Source organism: Actinomyces sp. (assembly GCF_030524025.1).
Lineage (GTDB): Bacteria > Actinomycetota > Actinomycetes > Actinomycetales > Actinomycetaceae > Actinomyces.
Genome location: NZ_JAUNHI010000008.1, coordinates 1 through 14,432 on the forward strand (window position 1 = coordinate 1; position 14,432 = coordinate 14,432).

Annotated in this window: 11 protein-coding genes; 6 read left to right on the forward strand and 5 right to left on the reverse strand. The window is 73.4% G+C overall.

All coding sequences use genetic code 11. The annotated features are described in order from the left end of the window. Nucleotides 1–147: 147 nt before the first annotated feature. Nucleotides 148–1,566: a glycosyltransferase 87 family protein gene (locus Q4C85_RS04785; protein WP_303140169.1), complete on the forward strand. Its 1,419-nt coding sequence runs from the start codon at nucleotides 148–150 to the stop codon at nucleotides 1,564–1,566. A gap of 234 nt (nucleotides 1,567–1,800) precedes the next feature. Beyond that, on the forward strand, nucleotides 1,801–2,949 hold the full coding sequence (locus Q4C85_RS04790) for an App1 family protein (RefSeq protein WP_303140172.1): 1,149 nt from the start codon (nucleotides 1,801–1,803) through the stop codon (nucleotides 2,947–2,949). Between the two features lie 51 nt (nucleotides 2,950–3,000). Here Q4C85_RS04790 and Q4C85_RS04795 read toward each other — a convergent pair whose 3' ends face one another. Next, nucleotides 3,001–3,915, reverse strand: coding sequence for a VIT family protein (locus tag Q4C85_RS04795; protein WP_303140175.1), 915 nt, complete (start codon nucleotides 3,913–3,915; stop codon nucleotides 3,001–3,003). Between the two features lie 321 nt (nucleotides 3,916–4,236). On the opposite strand from Q4C85_RS04795, the gene Q4C85_RS04800 reads away from it, so the two are divergent. Beyond that, nucleotides 4,237–4,536 carry a YtxH domain-containing protein gene (locus tag Q4C85_RS04800; protein ID WP_303140178.1) on the forward strand — a complete coding sequence of 100 codons (300 nt, stop codon included), beginning with the start codon at nucleotides 4,237–4,239 and terminating at the stop codon, nucleotides 4,534–4,536. Between the two features lie 108 nt (nucleotides 4,537–4,644). Here the strand turns inward: Q4C85_RS04800 and Q4C85_RS04805 are convergent, their stop codons facing one another. Continuing rightward, the gene (locus Q4C85_RS04805) at nucleotides 4,645–5,448 is read right to left on the reverse strand and encodes a trimeric intracellular cation channel family protein (protein WP_303140180.1); all 804 of its coding nucleotides are present in this window, start codon (nucleotides 5,446–5,448) and stop codon (nucleotides 4,645–4,647) included. A gap of 85 nt (nucleotides 5,449–5,533) precedes the next feature. On the opposite strand from Q4C85_RS04805, the gene Q4C85_RS04810 reads away from it, so the two are divergent. Beyond that, nucleotides 5,534–6,451: a cation diffusion facilitator family transporter gene (locus tag Q4C85_RS04810; protein ID WP_303140183.1), complete on the forward strand. Its 918-nt coding sequence runs from the start codon at nucleotides 5,534–5,536 to the stop codon at nucleotides 6,449–6,451. A 106-nt stretch (nucleotides 6,452–6,557) separates the two neighbouring features. Here Q4C85_RS04810 and Q4C85_RS04815 read toward each other — a convergent pair whose 3' ends face one another. Both Q4C85_RS04815 and Q4C85_RS04820 read right to left on the reverse strand, forming a co-directional pair. After that, on the reverse strand, nucleotides 6,558–8,396 hold the full coding sequence (locus tag Q4C85_RS04815; RefSeq protein ID WP_303140185.1) for an ABC transporter ATP-binding protein: 1,839 nt from the start codon (nucleotides 8,394–8,396) through the stop codon (nucleotides 6,558–6,560). Beyond that, the gene (locus tag Q4C85_RS04820; protein WP_303140187.1) at nucleotides 8,393–10,201 is read right to left on the reverse strand and encodes an ABC transporter ATP-binding protein; all 1,809 of its coding nucleotides are present in this window, start codon (nucleotides 10,199–10,201) and stop codon (nucleotides 8,393–8,395) included. Before Q4C85_RS04820 ends, Q4C85_RS04815 begins: the two co-directional genes overlap by 4 nt. 298 nt (nucleotides 10,202–10,499) lie before the next feature. Here Q4C85_RS04820 and Q4C85_RS04825 point away from each other — a divergent pair, with 298 nt between their 5' ends. Together Q4C85_RS04825 and Q4C85_RS04830 are read left to right on the forward strand one after the other, a co-directional pair. Then, the gene (locus tag Q4C85_RS04825; protein WP_303140190.1) at nucleotides 10,500–10,778 is read left to right on the forward strand and encodes a hypothetical protein; all 279 of its coding nucleotides are present in this window, start codon (nucleotides 10,500–10,502) and stop codon (nucleotides 10,776–10,778) included. A gap of 134 nt (nucleotides 10,779–10,912) precedes the next feature. Further along, nucleotides 10,913–11,845, forward strand: a complete 933-nt coding sequence (locus tag Q4C85_RS04830; RefSeq protein ID WP_303140192.1) for a copper homeostasis protein CutC — start codon at nucleotides 10,913–10,915, stop codon at nucleotides 11,843–11,845. A gap of 195 nt (nucleotides 11,846–12,040) precedes the next feature. Here Q4C85_RS04830 and metE read toward each other — a convergent pair whose 3' ends face one another. After that, nucleotides 12,041–14,374, reverse strand: coding sequence for a 5-methyltetrahydropteroyltriglutamate--homocysteine S-methyltransferase (gene metE / locus Q4C85_RS04835; protein WP_303140194.1), 2,334 nt, complete (start codon nucleotides 14,372–14,374; stop codon nucleotides 12,041–12,043). Nucleotides 14,375–14,432 lie beyond the last annotated feature (58 nt).

The window sequence follows — 14,432 nt, forward strand, 5'->3', positions numbered from 1 at the left end:
GTCATATGTCCCGATCTCGAGGTGCCATATCTCCCGATCTCGGCGAGGGGGAGGGCACCCGACTCGGGACCTCGGCTCCGGACCCGTGTCGCCCAGCCCCGTGTCACCCAGGCCACCCCCTGGAATCACTCATCTAGACTGCCAGGCGTGCAATCCCTGAGACGCGCGCTCAGCGCGCCAGCAGCCGTGGTCTGCGGGTGGCTCGTGCTGGCCGCTACGTGCTATCCGAGTCTGTGGGACAAGGACGGCGCCGGCCTGTTCAAGCTCGACGCCTGGATCTACTACCACGCAGTGGCGCAGTGGCATGCCGGCGGGAGCCTGTACGACTGGTACGCCAATCCGGCGGACCACCTGTGGCCCTTCACCTACCCTCCCTTCGCCGCTGCGGTCTTCACACCGTTGACCTGGGGAAGCGACCGCACGGCCCAGGTCCTGCTCGTGGCCGCCACACCGGTGTGCGCGACGGCGGCCGCGTGGGCGGTGCTGCGCGCCTTGGGCGTGGCCCGCTCCGTGGCCCGCGGCGGCGCGCCGTGGCTGGCCGCCGCCGGGGTGATCGTCCTGGAGCCACTGCCCAAGACGATGGAGTACGGCCAGGTCAACGCCATTCTCATGGCGCTGGTGGCCCTCGACCTGCTCGTCGTGCCCAAGCGCTCGCGGTGGCGCGGGGTGCTCAGCGGGCTTGCGGCGGCCTTCAAGCTGACCCCGGCCATCGCGGTGCTCGTCCTGCTGGCGCGCTGCGAGCTGCGGGCCGCGGCAACGATGGTACTCACCGCGCTGGGCGTGACCGCGCTGTGCTGGGTGGTGTGGCCTGCGGAGTCCGCCGAGTTCTTCGGCTCGGCGATGTGGGATCCGGGTCGTGCCGGGCTGAGCGACTACTCGGGCAACCAGAACATCATGGGGCTCGTGGCCCGTTGGCTTCCCGAGCAGGCGTGGCGCCCCGCCTGGGCCCTCGGCTCCCTCATCGTGCTGCTGGTTGCCTCCGCCCTTCTCGTCGCGCTGACGCCGCAACGCTGGGGCCCCGCCGCTCAGCGCTCCCGTGGAATCCTCGGCCGTGTCCTCAGCGGTGTGGCCGGGGACGGCGGTCCTGCTGGCGCCGACGGCACCGCGGCCGATCGCCGGACGCGCGAGGCCGACGACGGGCTCGTCATGCTCCTGGGACTCGTCGTCACCATGACCGCGGGACTACTCGTGTCCCCGATCACCTGGTCGCACCACTGGGTGTGGTGCCTGCCGCTGCTCATCGCGCTGACGGCAGCCGCCCACCGGTGGCAGAGCCCGGCGCTGTGGGTGACCGCGCTCATGGGGGCGGCCGTCTTCGCACTGGCGATGCAGTGGTGGTTCCCCGAGCAGAACCACGTCGAGCAGGACTGGCCCCTGTGGGCCGGCGCCGTCGGATCGTCCTACACGTGGTTCGCGCTTGCCGCCGGGGCGGTTCTGTGGCGCGAGATCCCCTGGCGCCGCGCCGCCCGGGCCGGGGCCGCACAGGCCCCCGGCACCCCTGACACGGACCCACGGGGCGCCGCCACCGGCCCAACTGAGCCGGCCAGACAGAACCCGCCCGACTGAGCCGGCCCGACGGCGGTCTGGGGCCGGTTCGAGGTGCTGGTCCCACCGGTGCTCGGCACCCACCTGCTGTGCTGCCGTCCCCGGGTGGCTGACCGTGTCGTCGTCGACGAGCTTGTCCAGGTCCTCACGTGGGGCACCTGCCAGGCTGGCCAGCGCGAACCGGCGGAAGCCCTGACCTGTCGGCGAACGCTATAACGTGTGGGGCCGGGGCCGAACTCACCGTAAGATCTGCCCGTGCCTTTCTCCGCCATCGCCCGTGCCGTCGAGGACCAGTTCCACCACGACACGATCCCCGTCCTGCGACGCCGCGGGTGGCGACCACGCGTCATCCCCTACGACGGCTACGGGTCCTCCGCCAACGGGCACCGGCGGCAGGGTGAGGGGGACATGGCTCGCGTCCTGGCGCGCATGGTCCTGCGTCCCCACGACGCCCCGAAGGAGGGGCCGCTGTTCGCACGCCTGCCCGAGGAGATCCCCACCTCAGCTCGGGACGTGCGCGCGGTCCGCGACATCACGGCGACCAACCTCCTGGCCGCTCAGCGCGGATGGCGGATGTTCATCGACGTGCCGGTGCCCTACCTGCCGGTGACCGTGCGGGTCGGTGCCGCTTCGGTGCGCACCCGGGCCGACCGCAACGGTTACGTCGACGTCGTCGTGCGCGGTCACGGCCTGGCCCCGGGCTGGCACGAGGCGAGCATCGAGGCCGCCGGCACCCCCACGGTGCGGGCGTCACTGCTGATCGTCGCCCCCGGGCCGCGGCTGGGCGTCGTCTCCGACATCGACGACACTGCCATGGTCTCCCATGTGCCCCGCATGTTCGTCGCGGCATGGAACCAGCTGGTCAAGCACACCTCGAGGCGCGAGCCCGTGCCGGGCATGGCGCAGCTGCTCACCGGCATCCAGCAGGCCCATCCCGGCACCCCGGTCATCTACCTGTCCACCGGTGCGTGGAACGTCGTGCCCACCCACCGGGCCTTCTTCAGGCGCCACGGATTCCCGCGCGGGCCGATGCTCATGACCGACTGGGGACCGACCAACACCGGCCTGTTCCGCTCGGGCATCGAGCACAAGCGCACGGGCCTGCGCCGTCTCATGATCGACCTGCCGGAGGTCAGTTGGGTGCTTGTCGGCGACGACGGCCAGCACGACCCGCTCATCTACGGCGAGGTCGCCCGCGAGCACTCCGACCGCGTGGCCGCGGTGGCGATCCGGCGCCTGAGCCCCGCCGAGCATGTCCTGGCCGGCACCCAGCTCGCCCATCCCACCGGGCTGGGCCCTGAGGCACGCACGCTGGCCGAGGCCGACGTGCCCGTCGTCGTCGGCGCCGACGGTTACACCCTGGCCCGCCGCCTGCCTCCCGGGCTGCTCGCCGCCGAGGCATAAGCCGCCGGGGCCGCCCGAGCCACCGGGGCCGCGGGGCAGGCGGTCACGCAGTCAGACGCTGACGCCGATGAGGTGGCCGATGCACCAGGTCACGGCCATCGCCAGCGCCCCGCCGGCGACGACGCGCAGGATCGCGGGACGTACGGGCGCATAACCCAGGTGCGCGGAGACCCCACCGGTCAGGGCCAGGCCCAGCAGCACCGCCACGAAGGTGAGCGGGATCTGGACCGACACCGGCAGCAGGACGATCGCCAGCATCGGCAGCATCGAGCCGATTGTGAAGGCGACGGCGCTCGACAGCGCCGCGTGCCACGGGTTGGTGTAGTCGTCCTCGCGCAGGCCCAGCTCGGCGTCGAGATGCGCACCGACCGCGTCGTGCGCGCTCAGCTCGATGGCGACCTGCCGGGCTGTGGCCGCCGACAGTCCCTTGTCCCGGTAGTGGGAGGCGAGCTCGTCGACGCCCGCGGCGGGATCGGCCGCCAGCTCGGCGCGCTGGCGCTCGACCAGCGCCCTCTCGGTGTCGGACTGTGTCGAGACCGACACGTACTCCCCGGCCGCCATCGACACCGCGCCCGCCAGGATGCCTGCGACACCCGCCGCGACGATCGCGCCGGTGTTGGTCGGGTCGGCGGCGGCGACACCGATGACCAGACCCGCCACGGAGACGACGCCGTCATTCGCGCCCAGGACGCCCGCGCGCAGCCAGTTGAGTCGCTTGGCCAGTAAGGAGGCGGCGTCGCGCGCCGTCGCGCCATGGTCCTGGGCCTCGTCGCCGTCCTGGGGCTCGCGAGTCTTCTCCCGGGGACCCGGGCGCGGACCACCGCCGGGGCTGTCCGCGGTGCGCGCCACCGGTGCAAGCCAGACGGCGGTGGGGCAGTGGGCACCCGCCTGACCGGGCAGGGGCCCGGCGTCCATCGGGGACAGGAGGCTGTCGCGCGTCGGGTGGGAGGTGCTGATCGTGTTCACCCTTCAACGGTAAATCTAATGATTTTGGCTGTATAGCAACGAAAGTCTTACCTAAGCGAGGTGTGGCTGACCTGCAGGGGTGCCCGCCGACCAGGCGCGGCGGGCTCCCGACCCGACCGGTGGCGGAGCGCCTGCCTCAGGTCGGTGCTGCGCCCCGCCGTGTCATATGTCCCGATCTCGCGGTGCCATATGTCCCGATCTCGCGGAGGGCGTGGGTCCGGGGCACGTGCGCCCGGCCTGAGGCTCCCGCTCCACCCCCGGGGATCGATCATCTAGAGTAAGGCCGACACACCTGCCCTCGATCCGCCTTCAGGAGGCACCATGGCGAGCAAGATCCCCTTCCTCCTCGGACTCGGCGCCGGCTACGTGCTGGGCACCCGTGCCGGGCGAGCGCAGTACGAGCGGATGAAGACCGCCGCCTCCCGCCTCGCCGAGCAGCCCTACGTGCGCGACAAGGTCGACGCGGCCTCGAGCCGCGCGGGCGCCTTCGTGCGTCAGCAGGGCGAGGTCGTCACCGACAAGGTCGCCGACGCGGTCAAGGAGCGGCTCTTCGGCGCCCCCGCGCCGCAGTCCACCTCGCCGGTGCAGGTCGACGATGCCGAGGTCCGCCCGGCCCCCTGAACGGCCGGCCCGCAGGACGCGCCGTCCTCACTGGCGCCGCCGTCCGCACGGGGCGCACCCGCCCCGCCTCCGCGCGGGCCGCAGCCCTCGAGGCGGTCATCACTCGTCTCAGAGGTCCTCGGGGTCCACGTGACGACGCCTGCGCGCCGCAGGACCCTTGGCCGGACGCCTGGGACGGGCGAGCAGGGTCCGGCGCCACCCGGTGGCCACCGTCCCGCCGACGGGCCGACACCGCGCCGCCCCCGAGCGCTCCGCCCGTCGTCGCTCCCGGTCCCCGACGACCGGGAGCTTCCAGGACCTCCAGTAGGCCATGAGGCAGGTCACCGCGCCGACGAGCGTGGCCGCCAGCATGGCCACCGCCTCGGGCAGGCCGAGCCGGACCAGTGCGACCTCGGTGGCGGCCGAGCACAGGGCAGGCACGGCGTAGAGCTTGTTGCCGCCGAAGACCGCCGGCGTCTCCCCCACCGACACGTCCCGGATCATCGAGCCGCCGATCGCGGTCAGGCATCCCAGGAGCAGGGAGGGCATGACCCCCAGACCGTTGGACAGTGCCTTGGAGGCGCCGGTCGCCGCCCACGTGCCCAGCACGACGGCGTCGGCGACGACGAGGAAGCGACGGGCCGGGCGCGAGGTGAAGGGGATCCACCAGGCGATGGCCGCTCCGGCGCAGGCGGTGTAGAGGTAGTACGGGTCGGTCAGCGCGAAGGGAGGCCCCGCCTGGATCATGAGGTCGCGCAGAATTCCGCCGGCCGTGGCCGTCAGCATCGCCAGGACCACGAAGCCGACCGCGTCGAAGTTCCTCCTGCGGGCGATGAGGCCGCCCAGGATGCCGTTGAGCAGGACGCCGCACAGGTCCAGGACCCGGAAGGTGCCCGACAGGGTGGTCGAGGAGACGAGATCATAGGCGGTCACGCCGTTATCCTGCCCCGAGCGCCGCCGGAACGGTCGACCGAAACCCTGAGTCGGACGAGGACGGGGCCTGCGGCAGACTGACGGGGTGACATCCCCCCGCTACGCTCCGCCCACCGACCTCAGCGCCTACGCCTGGTTGTCCATTGGCGCCGCCTTGGCCACCATCGGCATGAAGGCCTTCGCCGCCTGGCTGACCGGATCGGTGGGTCTGCTGTCGGATGCCGCCGAGTCCCTCGTCAACCTCGTGGCGGCCGTCGTCGCGCTCATCGTCCTCAAGATCTCGATCAAGCCGGCCGACGAGGACCACCAGTTCGGGCACTCCAAGGCCGAGTACTTCTCGGCAATCACCGAGGGGGTCATGATCTTCGCGGCCGCGGCCTTCATCGTCGTGTCGTCGGTCGAGCGGATCATCACCCCGGTCATGCCCGTCCAGCTCGGCATTGGCCTGGCGATCTCGGTGGGCGCCTCGGTCATCAACGGCGCCGTCGCGTGGGTGCTCTACCGCAAGGGCCGTGCCGAGCGCTCGGCCACCCTGCTGGCGGACTCCAAGCACCTGGCCACCGACGTCGTCACCTCCGTGGCCGTGCTCCTGGGAGTCGGGCTCGTCGCGCTCTTCGAGATGCCGGTGCTTGACGCCGTGGTGGCCCTCGGCGCCGGGCTCAACATCATGTGGTCGGGGTACAAGGTCATCAAGGAGTCGATCAACGGGCTGATGGATGTCGCGCCCAGCGCCGAGGCGCTGGCGGCGATCAACGAGGTCCTCGACCGGCACCGCCACGAGGGCAGGATCGACTTCCACGCCGTGCGGGTGCGCGAGGCCGGCAGCCGGCGCTTCGCCCACATCCATGTCCTCGTGCCCGGAGCCTGGAGCGTCAAGCAGGGGCACGACTTCACCGAGGAGCTCATCGACGAGCTCGTCCGCGTCGACGCCAACCTCCGGGTCTCGGCGCACCTCGAGCCCATCGAGGACCCCCGGTCCTACGAGGACGTCGAGGACGTCTGAGCCCGGCCCTGAGACAGGCCCCGTGGCCGGTCGGGGGCGGCGCGGACCGAGGGCGCCACCAGCGGGCGGGGCACCGGCATCGGGGCCCCGCGGCGGCGAGCTGCGCTCAGGACTCGCGGGCGAGCAGGCGGCACAGCGGGCCGTCCTCGACCGCGAGGAGCTCGGCCGGCCCGCCCTCCTGCACGACGCGCCCCTGGTCGAGCACGACGACGTGGTCGGAGACGGCGATGTCGTGCAGGCGGTGCGTCACCTCGACGACGGTGACCGGCCGGCCCTCGCCCCGGCCCACGGCCGCCCATCGGCGCACCGACTCCCGCACCCGCGCCTCGAGGGCCGGGTCGAGGTGGCTGGTGAACTCGTCGAGGATGAGCACGCTGGGGCGCTGGAGCAGCGCCCGGGCCAGCGCGAGCCGCTGACGCTGCCCCCCGGAGACAGTAGCGCCCCGCTCCCCGATGACGGTGCGGTACCCGTCCTCCATGGCCACCACCTCCTCGTGCACGCAGGCCACGCGGCACGCCGCCTCCAGCTCGGCGTCCTGCGCTCCGGGGGCGCCCAGCCGCAGGTTCTGGGCGACCGTTGCGCGGAACATGTGCGCGCGCTGGGTGACCAGGGCGAGCTCGCCGCGCAGGGACTCGGCGCTCAGGTCACGCACATCGGCGTCGTCGACGAGCACGCGGCCGCCCGACGGATCGTCGAAGCGCAGGGCGAGCTGGACCACGGTCGTCTTGCCCGAGCCGGAGGCACCGACCAGGCTCGTCCACCGCCCGGCGCGTGCGCGCAACGACACTCCCTCCAGGGCGGGCCGCGAGGCACCGGGGTAGGTGTAGACCACCTCGTCCCAGACGAGCTCGTGCGCCGGCGCCGGGGCCAGGTCGAGGCCGCCGTCGGGCAGCTCGACCGGCGCCGTGACCACCGCGTGAACGCGCTCGGCGGCGGCCAAGGAGTCGCCCAGCGCCGCGGTGAAGTCCTCGACCCCGCGCACCGTCTCGCTCAGGCGCAGCACTGCCGCCGCGGCGGCCGCCAGGGCGGCGATGCTCGCCGTCCCCGCACGCACGGCCCCGGCCCCTGCGGCCACGACGGCCACCGGCCCGGCCAGGACGAGCAGCTGGACACCGCCGCGGCGCAGGGAGGCGGCGAGGGCGGCCGGCGCCCCGGCCCCGACGACCTCCCGGTCGAGGCCTGCGGTCTGGGCCATGCGCTCAGCGCTGCGCCCGTAGCCGACGACCTCGGCCAGGCCCTGGACGGAGTCGGCGACGTGCTGGGTGAGTCCGGCGCGTGCCGCCGCCCGCCGTCGGGAGGAAGCCAGGCCGGCCCCCCAACCCGCCGCGGGCACGGCCAGGATCGCCAGGGCCAGTGTGAGCGCGCCCGCGCCGGCGGCCCACCAGGACACCGAGCCACCGATGACGGCCAGGACGGTCGGCGGCACGGTGGCGGCGCAGACGGCGGGGGCGAAGGTGTGGGCGAAGAAGACCTCGATCCGGTCGACGTCCTTGGTCGCCCGCGCCAGCAGGTCGCCGGAGCGGGAGGTCACGGTTACCCTGGGGGCCCGTGGGGCCAGGGCACTGAAGATCTGGGCACGCAGCAGCTCCAGGGAGGCGAAGGCGACGAGGTGCCCGAGGAACTGCTCGCCGTAGCGCAGGAGCGCCTTGAGCAGGGACAGGCCCGCCATCGCCACGACGGTCCGCCACACGGCGCCGGGCTGCCGTCCGTCGGCCAGGGCCAGCGCCGCGACGACCACGGCATGCGCCGCGAGCGCGAACAGGCCCACCCCGGCCAGGTGGTCCAGGACCCGGCAGGCCGCCGAGCCCAGCAGGGGAGGCAGGACGGGGCGGGTCACGGACAGCAGCCAGGCCACCAGCGTCCGGCGGGAGGGGACGGTGGCCCGGGCCCCCGCGGTGGTGCGGGCCGGCTCGTTGGAGGGCACGCTCTCGTCCCGAGTGCTCATCGCAGACCTCCGGCCTCAACGGCGATGACCCGGTCGGCGCCGCTCAGCGCCCCGGCCCGGTGGGAGACGGTGACGACGGTGCGCCCCGCCGAGATCCGGTCGATTGCCTCGATGATCCGCGCCTCGCTGGTCAGGTCCACCTGGCTGGTGGGCTCGTCGAGGAGCAGCAGGGGCCGGTCGGCCAGGAAGGCCCGGGCCAGGGACACCCGCTGAGCCTGGCCGCCGGACAGACCCATGCCCTGCTCGCCGACCTGGGTGCCCAGGCCCTCGGGCATGCGGCGGACCTCCTGGGCCAGTCCGGCGGTCTCCAGGGCGACCCACAGGCGCTCGTCGGTGGCGTCGGGGTCGGCCAGGCGCAGGTTGTCGGCGATCGTCCCGGTGAACAGCCAGGTCGTCTGGGCCACGACGGCGCTGGCGGCCCGCACCTGGTCCTGGGTGGCGGCGCTCGCCACGACCGTCCCTACGCGGACCGTTCCGGCCGCGGGCAGGAGGTCGCCGGACAGCAGGGACAGGAGGGTGGACTTGCCCGATCCCGAGGGTCCGACCACGGCGAGCCTCTCACCGGGGGCGACCTCGAGGTCGACGTCGCTGAGGACGGCGGCTCCCCGCTGGCCCCAGGTGGCCGTCACACCACGGAGACTAACGGCGGCCTGCCGGGACGGCGGCCGGCCGGGTGCCTGCGGCGTCGTGCTGGGCAGTGCCCCTCCGGGAACGGCGGGAGCCTGCCGGTCGGCCTGGGCTGCGAGGTCTGCCCGGTCGCCCGGATCGGTTCGGTCGCCCCGGTGGGCCCGATCAGGCCGGTCGGTGCGCCGACGGCCCAGGAGGGCGCGCAGGGCGCGCTGGTTGGCCAGGCCGCCCATGCCGACGTAGAAGAAGGCCCCGACATGGTCGAGCGGCACGAGGAGCACGAGGGAGACGAGGACCAGGGCGAGGGCGCCGTCCAGCCCGATGCTTCCCGACTCCAGGCGTGCCAGGGCCATGCCGGTCGAGGCCGTCACGAGGAACAAGGAGAACAGGGCGTCGGTGACCAGGATGACCGTCTGGTTGCCTGCGAGCAGCCCCATGACGGCCCGGCGGTTGTCCTCGCCCGCGGCGCGCAGCTCACGGGACCGGCGCTCGGCGGCACGCGCCAGGACGAGGGTCGTCAGGCCCTGGATGGCGTCGAGATACTCCGCGCTCAGGCGGGTGCGCTGAGCGCGCGAGGCCGACGAGGAGCGGCGGAAACGCCGGTGGAAGCCCACGATGACGGCGGGGACGAGGATGAAGGCTGCGGCCAGGACGGCGGCCGGTGGGCCGTCCACCGTCACGCCCACCAGGAGGAGGACGAGCAGCGGTGCGGCGGCCGCCGCGATGGTCGGGGCCAGGAAGGTCTGGCGGTACAGGGCGACACGCTCGACGCCGTCGGTCAGGAGGCTGATCGTCGCCCCTGAGCGGGCCGATCCGGCGTGAGCCGGGCCGAGGTCGAACAGGTGGGCCAGGGCGCGGCGGCGCAGCTCGCCCTCCTCAGTGGCGGCGCTGCGGCGGGCGATGAGCTGGACGGCGGTGGCGGCCAGCGCCGAGATGAGCGCCGCCGTGCCCGCCTCGACGAGAGCAGCACCGGGGGTGTCCACGGCCGGCCACGCGCTGAGCAGGCCCGCGCTCGCCGCCAGGGAGGTGATGGCCCGGGCCAGGCAGATGAGCGCCCATGCCTCGGCCAGACAGGAGACGACCGTCAGCGCGGCCGCGGCCGTATTGGCCCGGCGGCCGCTGCGGGTGCCGACCGGGACACGGGCGCCGGGTCGATCCTCAGGCGACGGGTGAGGCATCGGGCTTTCTCCTCGGGCATGCGGGCGTCAAGCACTCGTCGACGGCCGGCCGGCGTCGCCCGCCGGAGCCGGCCGTTCGAGCCGGTGGTCGTTCACTGCGAAGAGTACATCATGACGCAGCGTCATAAAATTGGCTGTCGTAGCCGCATCGCCGGGCAGCCGGAGCGAGCGCGGCGGGACCGGCGCTCCCGGTGCACAGACGCCCCACAGCGCACGCCGGTTGTCCCGACAGGCCCAGGAGGTCAACTGGTTCCACACCGGGGCACCCGCCCCGGCCGTCCAGACCACGGAGGCCCTCATGAACAGCACCACACCCGCCAGCCTCGCCCGGAGCCTCGAGATCCGCCAGGCCGTCGCCGGGAGCAAAGGCGTCGGCATCCTGCGCACAGGCGCCGGCGCGCTCCAGGTCCTGGCGATGATCGGCAGCGCCATCCTCATCCTGCTCGGGGTGCTCATGGGCGGACGCGCCTTCGTCGCCGCCGTCGACCCCAGCGGCCTGGTCACCCACACCACGGTCGTGACCTCCTCGGCGACCGCCGACCTGCGCGAGCCGGCCACCCGCAGCCGCGAGTCCTGAGTCGGGCCGGTCGCCTTTCCAGCCGGACGCCCCTCCAGGAGGACCGGCGCGCACACCCGACCGAGCCGCGATGAGCAGCCCTGGGACGGGGACACGGTGGCGCCGTCCGTGACACACTCCTGTCCATGAACGCGATGAGGCTTTCAGGAGCCGCGCCCTCCCTGCGCCACCACACGGCCCCCCAAACCGAGACGCCGTGGCGTGACCCGGCCCATGTCGTCGTCGAGACCTGCGTCGAGGACGTCGAGGGTGTGCGCTTGTCGGCCCGAGCCGGCGCCGACCGGGCGGAGCTGTGCGACAACCTGGCCGTCGGGGGGACAACGCCGTCGATCGGCACGGTCGAGGCGGCGATCTTCGCAGCCGCCGAGGAGGTCGCGCATCGACGGGCCGTAACGGGGCCGCGGTGGGCCGAGCGCCCTGAGGGCGCCCCCTTCGGACTGCGCGTCATGATCCGCCCGCGGGGCGGCGGATTCATCTTCACCTCGGACGAGCGCCGCTCGATGATTGCCGACGTGCGGCGCATCGCCGCCCTGTCGCGGGAGATGAGCGAGTACACCCGGCCCCAGCGCTTGGGACGCCACGGCAGGGCGCTGCCCCCGGCCGTCGACCTCGGCTTCGTCATGGGGGCGCTCACCGAGGACCGCACAGTGGACCGCGGCCTGCTGCGTCTGCTCATCGACACGGCCGACGGTGCTCCGGTCACCTTCCACCGGGCGATCGACACCTGTCGCGACCTGGTCGAGGCCTACGGCGACCTGGGCGGGATCGGCGTCGACTACGTCCTGACGGCCGGAGGGGCCCCCACCGCGGCACAGGGGGCGGAGATCCTGCGCGGGATGGTCGAGGCCGGGGAACCCAGGGTCATCGCGGCGGGCGCCGTGCGCCCCGACTCCCTGGCGGCTGTCATTGAGGCCAGCGGCGCCCGGGAGGTGCACATGCGCTGCACGGCGCCAGGCACGACCCTGGCCGAGCCGCAGCGCACCGACGAGGCACAGGTCCGCCGCGCCGTCGAGGCCGCCCGCCGCCTCACCCCGCCCCCTGTCCCCCGCCGAGATCGGGACAAGTGACACCTCGAGATCGCCGCATCCGGCACGACATGCGGATCCCCGGGACGGATGGTTCCCGGGGATCCGCACGTCGTCGGCTCCGCTTCACATCACGGCGTCATATCTACCGATCTCGAGGTGCCATAAGTCCCGATCTCGAGGTGCCATATCTACCGATCTCGGCGTGAGAAGGGTGCGCGGGGTGGGGCGGGCGGGTCAGGGGCGCAGGCGTCGCGCCGCCTCGACGAGGTTGCGCAGACTGGCCTCGGTCTCGGCGTAGGCGCGGGTCTTGAGACCGCAGTCGGGGTTGACCCACACGCGCTCGACCCCCAGGGCGGTCACGGCCCGCTCCAGCAGCTCGGTGCACTCCTCGGCACTGGGCACGCGCGGGGAGTGGATGTCCCACACGCCCGGGCCGAGCTGCCGCTCGAAGCCGTGGGCGGCCACCGCCGGCAGGATGTCCATGCGCGAGCGGGAGGCCTCGATGGAGGTGACGTCGGCGTCGAGGTGGTCGACCGCGTCGATGACGACGTCGAACTCCGAGTAGCACAGGTGGGTGTGGATCTGGGTCGACGGCGCCGCACCACCGGTGGCCAGGCGGAAGGAGCCCACCGACCACTCGAGGTAGTCGGGACGGTCCTGGCGGCGCAGCGGCAGGGTCTCGCGGATGGCGGGCTCGTCGACCTGGACCACGCCGATCCCGGCCGCCTCGAGGTCGGCGACCTCCGCGCGCAGGGCCAGGCCGAGCTGGTCGGCCACCTGGGCGCGCGGGACATCGTCGCGCACGAAGGACCAGGCCATAATGGTCACCGGACCGGTGAGCATCCCCTTCATCGGCTTGTCGGTCAGCGACTGGGCGTAGCTCGACCACGCCACGGTCATCGGAGCAGGGCGGGTGATGTCGCCCCACAGGATCGAGGGGCGGGTGCAGCGCGAGCCGTAGGACTGCACCCAACCGTGCTCGGTGGCGCTGAATCCGTCGAGGAGCTCGGCGAAGTACTGGACCATGTCGTTGCGCTCGGCCTCCCCGTGGACGAGGACGTCGAGGCCCAGCTCCTCCTGGAGGGACACGACCCGGGCGATCTCGGCGCGCATCGCCGCGTCGTAGCCGGCGGCATCCAGCTCGCCCTTGCGGTGGGCGGCGCGGGCCTTGCGGATCTCCGCGGTCTGGGGGAAGGAGCCGATGGTCGTGGTCGGCAGCTCGGGCAGCCCGAGGCGCTCGTCCTGGGCGGCCTTGCGCGCCGCGTAGGGGGCGCGGGTACGGTCGGCGTCGGTGACGGCGGCGACCGCCGCACGCACCTCGGGGCGGTTGACGCCCGGGTGGGCGGCGCGCTGGGCGCGCAGCTCGGCGTCGCGGGCAAGCTCGTCACTGATGGCCTCGCGCCCCTGGTCCAGACCACGGGCCAGGGTGAGGACCTCCCCGACCTTTTGGTCGGCGAAGGCCAGCCAGGAGCGCACGGCCGGGTCGAGCGCGGTCTCGCGCTCGACGTCGTGGGGCACGTGCTGCAGGGAGGTCGAGGTGGCCACCGAGATCGCCGTCCCCTCGGGCAGGGAGGCGCGCAGCCCCTCGAGGGTGTCCAGGGCGGCCGCCAGGTCGGTGCGCCAGATGTTGCGGCCGGACACGACCCCGGCGACGACGGACTTGCCGGCCAGCGCCGCGAGGTCCTCGGCCGGCGGCACGGCGCCCGCCACGAGGTCGAGGGCCACGGCCTCGATGGGGGTGGAGGCCAGGACCGGCAGCGACTCCCCCAGGGAGCCGTAGGTGCCGGCCACGAGGATCGCGGGGCGCTCGACGATCGCCCCCAGCCAGGTGTAGGCGTCGCGCACGGCGGCCAGGATCCGCCCCTCCTCGACATCCCAGGCGTCGGAGGTCAGGGCAGGCTCGTCGAGCTGGACCCACTGGGCGCCCGCGGCCTGTAGGTCGGCCAGGAGGTGGCCGTAGGCGTCGACGACGTCGCCCAGGCGGTCCAGCGGGTGGAAGTCCTCGCCGGCCTCGTCGGAGGCCTTGGACAGCAGGAGGTAGGACACGGGCCCCACGACGACCGGGCGCGGGGTGACGCCGGCCGCCACGGCCTCGCGGACCTGGCCGGCGATGGTGGCCTCGGCGTAGTCGATCGGCGTGGTCTCGTCAATCTCGGGGACGAGGTAGTGGTAGTTGGAGTCGAGCCACTTCGTCATCTCCATGGCGGGCCTGTCGCCCTCGCCGCGGGCCAGGATGAAGTACCCGTCGAGGTCGACGGCGCCGGGACGTGCCGGGTCGACGCCGAGGAGGTCGCGGAAGCGGGCCGGAACGGCCCCGAGGGTGGCGGTGACCTGAAGGACCTGGTCGTAGAGGGTGAAGTCCGCCGGAACGGAGGAGGGCTCGGTCAGCCCCAGGCCCGTGAGGCGCTCACGGGTGGCGGTGCGCAGCGCCGCGGCCTGCTCGCGCAGGGTCGAGGCGTCCGAGGCGCCGCGCCAGTAGGCCTCGACGGCGCGCTTGAGCTCGCGGTCGGCCCCGATGCGGGGGTATCCGAGGATGGTGGCTGCGGGCAGTGCGGCGGTTGTGCTCATGGGGTGGTTCGTTTCCTGTCGTGGTGCTGGAACGGACGGGGGGCGGTAGGTTGCGCGG

Excerpts from the sequence above, each read along its gene's own strand:
- Q4C85_RS04800 (WP_303140178.1), top strand. The coding sequence starts at position 4,237 with ATGGCGAGCAAGATCCCCTTCCTCCTCGGACTCGGCGCCGGCTACGTG.
- Q4C85_RS04815 (WP_303140185.1), bottom strand. The coding sequence starts at position 8,396 with ATGAGCACTCGGGACGAGAGCGTGCCCTCCAACGAGCCGGCCCGCACC.
- Q4C85_RS04820 (WP_303140187.1), bottom strand. The coding sequence starts at position 10,201 with ATGCCTCACCCGTCGCCTGAGGATCGACCCGGCGCCCGTGTCCCGGTC.
- Q4C85_RS04825 (WP_303140190.1), top strand. The coding sequence starts at position 10,500 with ATGAACAGCACCACACCCGCCAGCCTCGCCCGGAGCCTCGAGATCCGC.
- Q4C85_RS04830 (WP_303140192.1), top strand. The coding sequence starts at position 10,913 with ATGAGGCTTTCAGGAGCCGCGCCCTCCCTGCGCCACCACACGGCCCCC.
- metE (WP_303140194.1), bottom strand. The coding sequence starts at position 14,374 with ATGAGCACAACCGCCGCACTGCCCGCAGCCACCATCCTCGGATACCCC.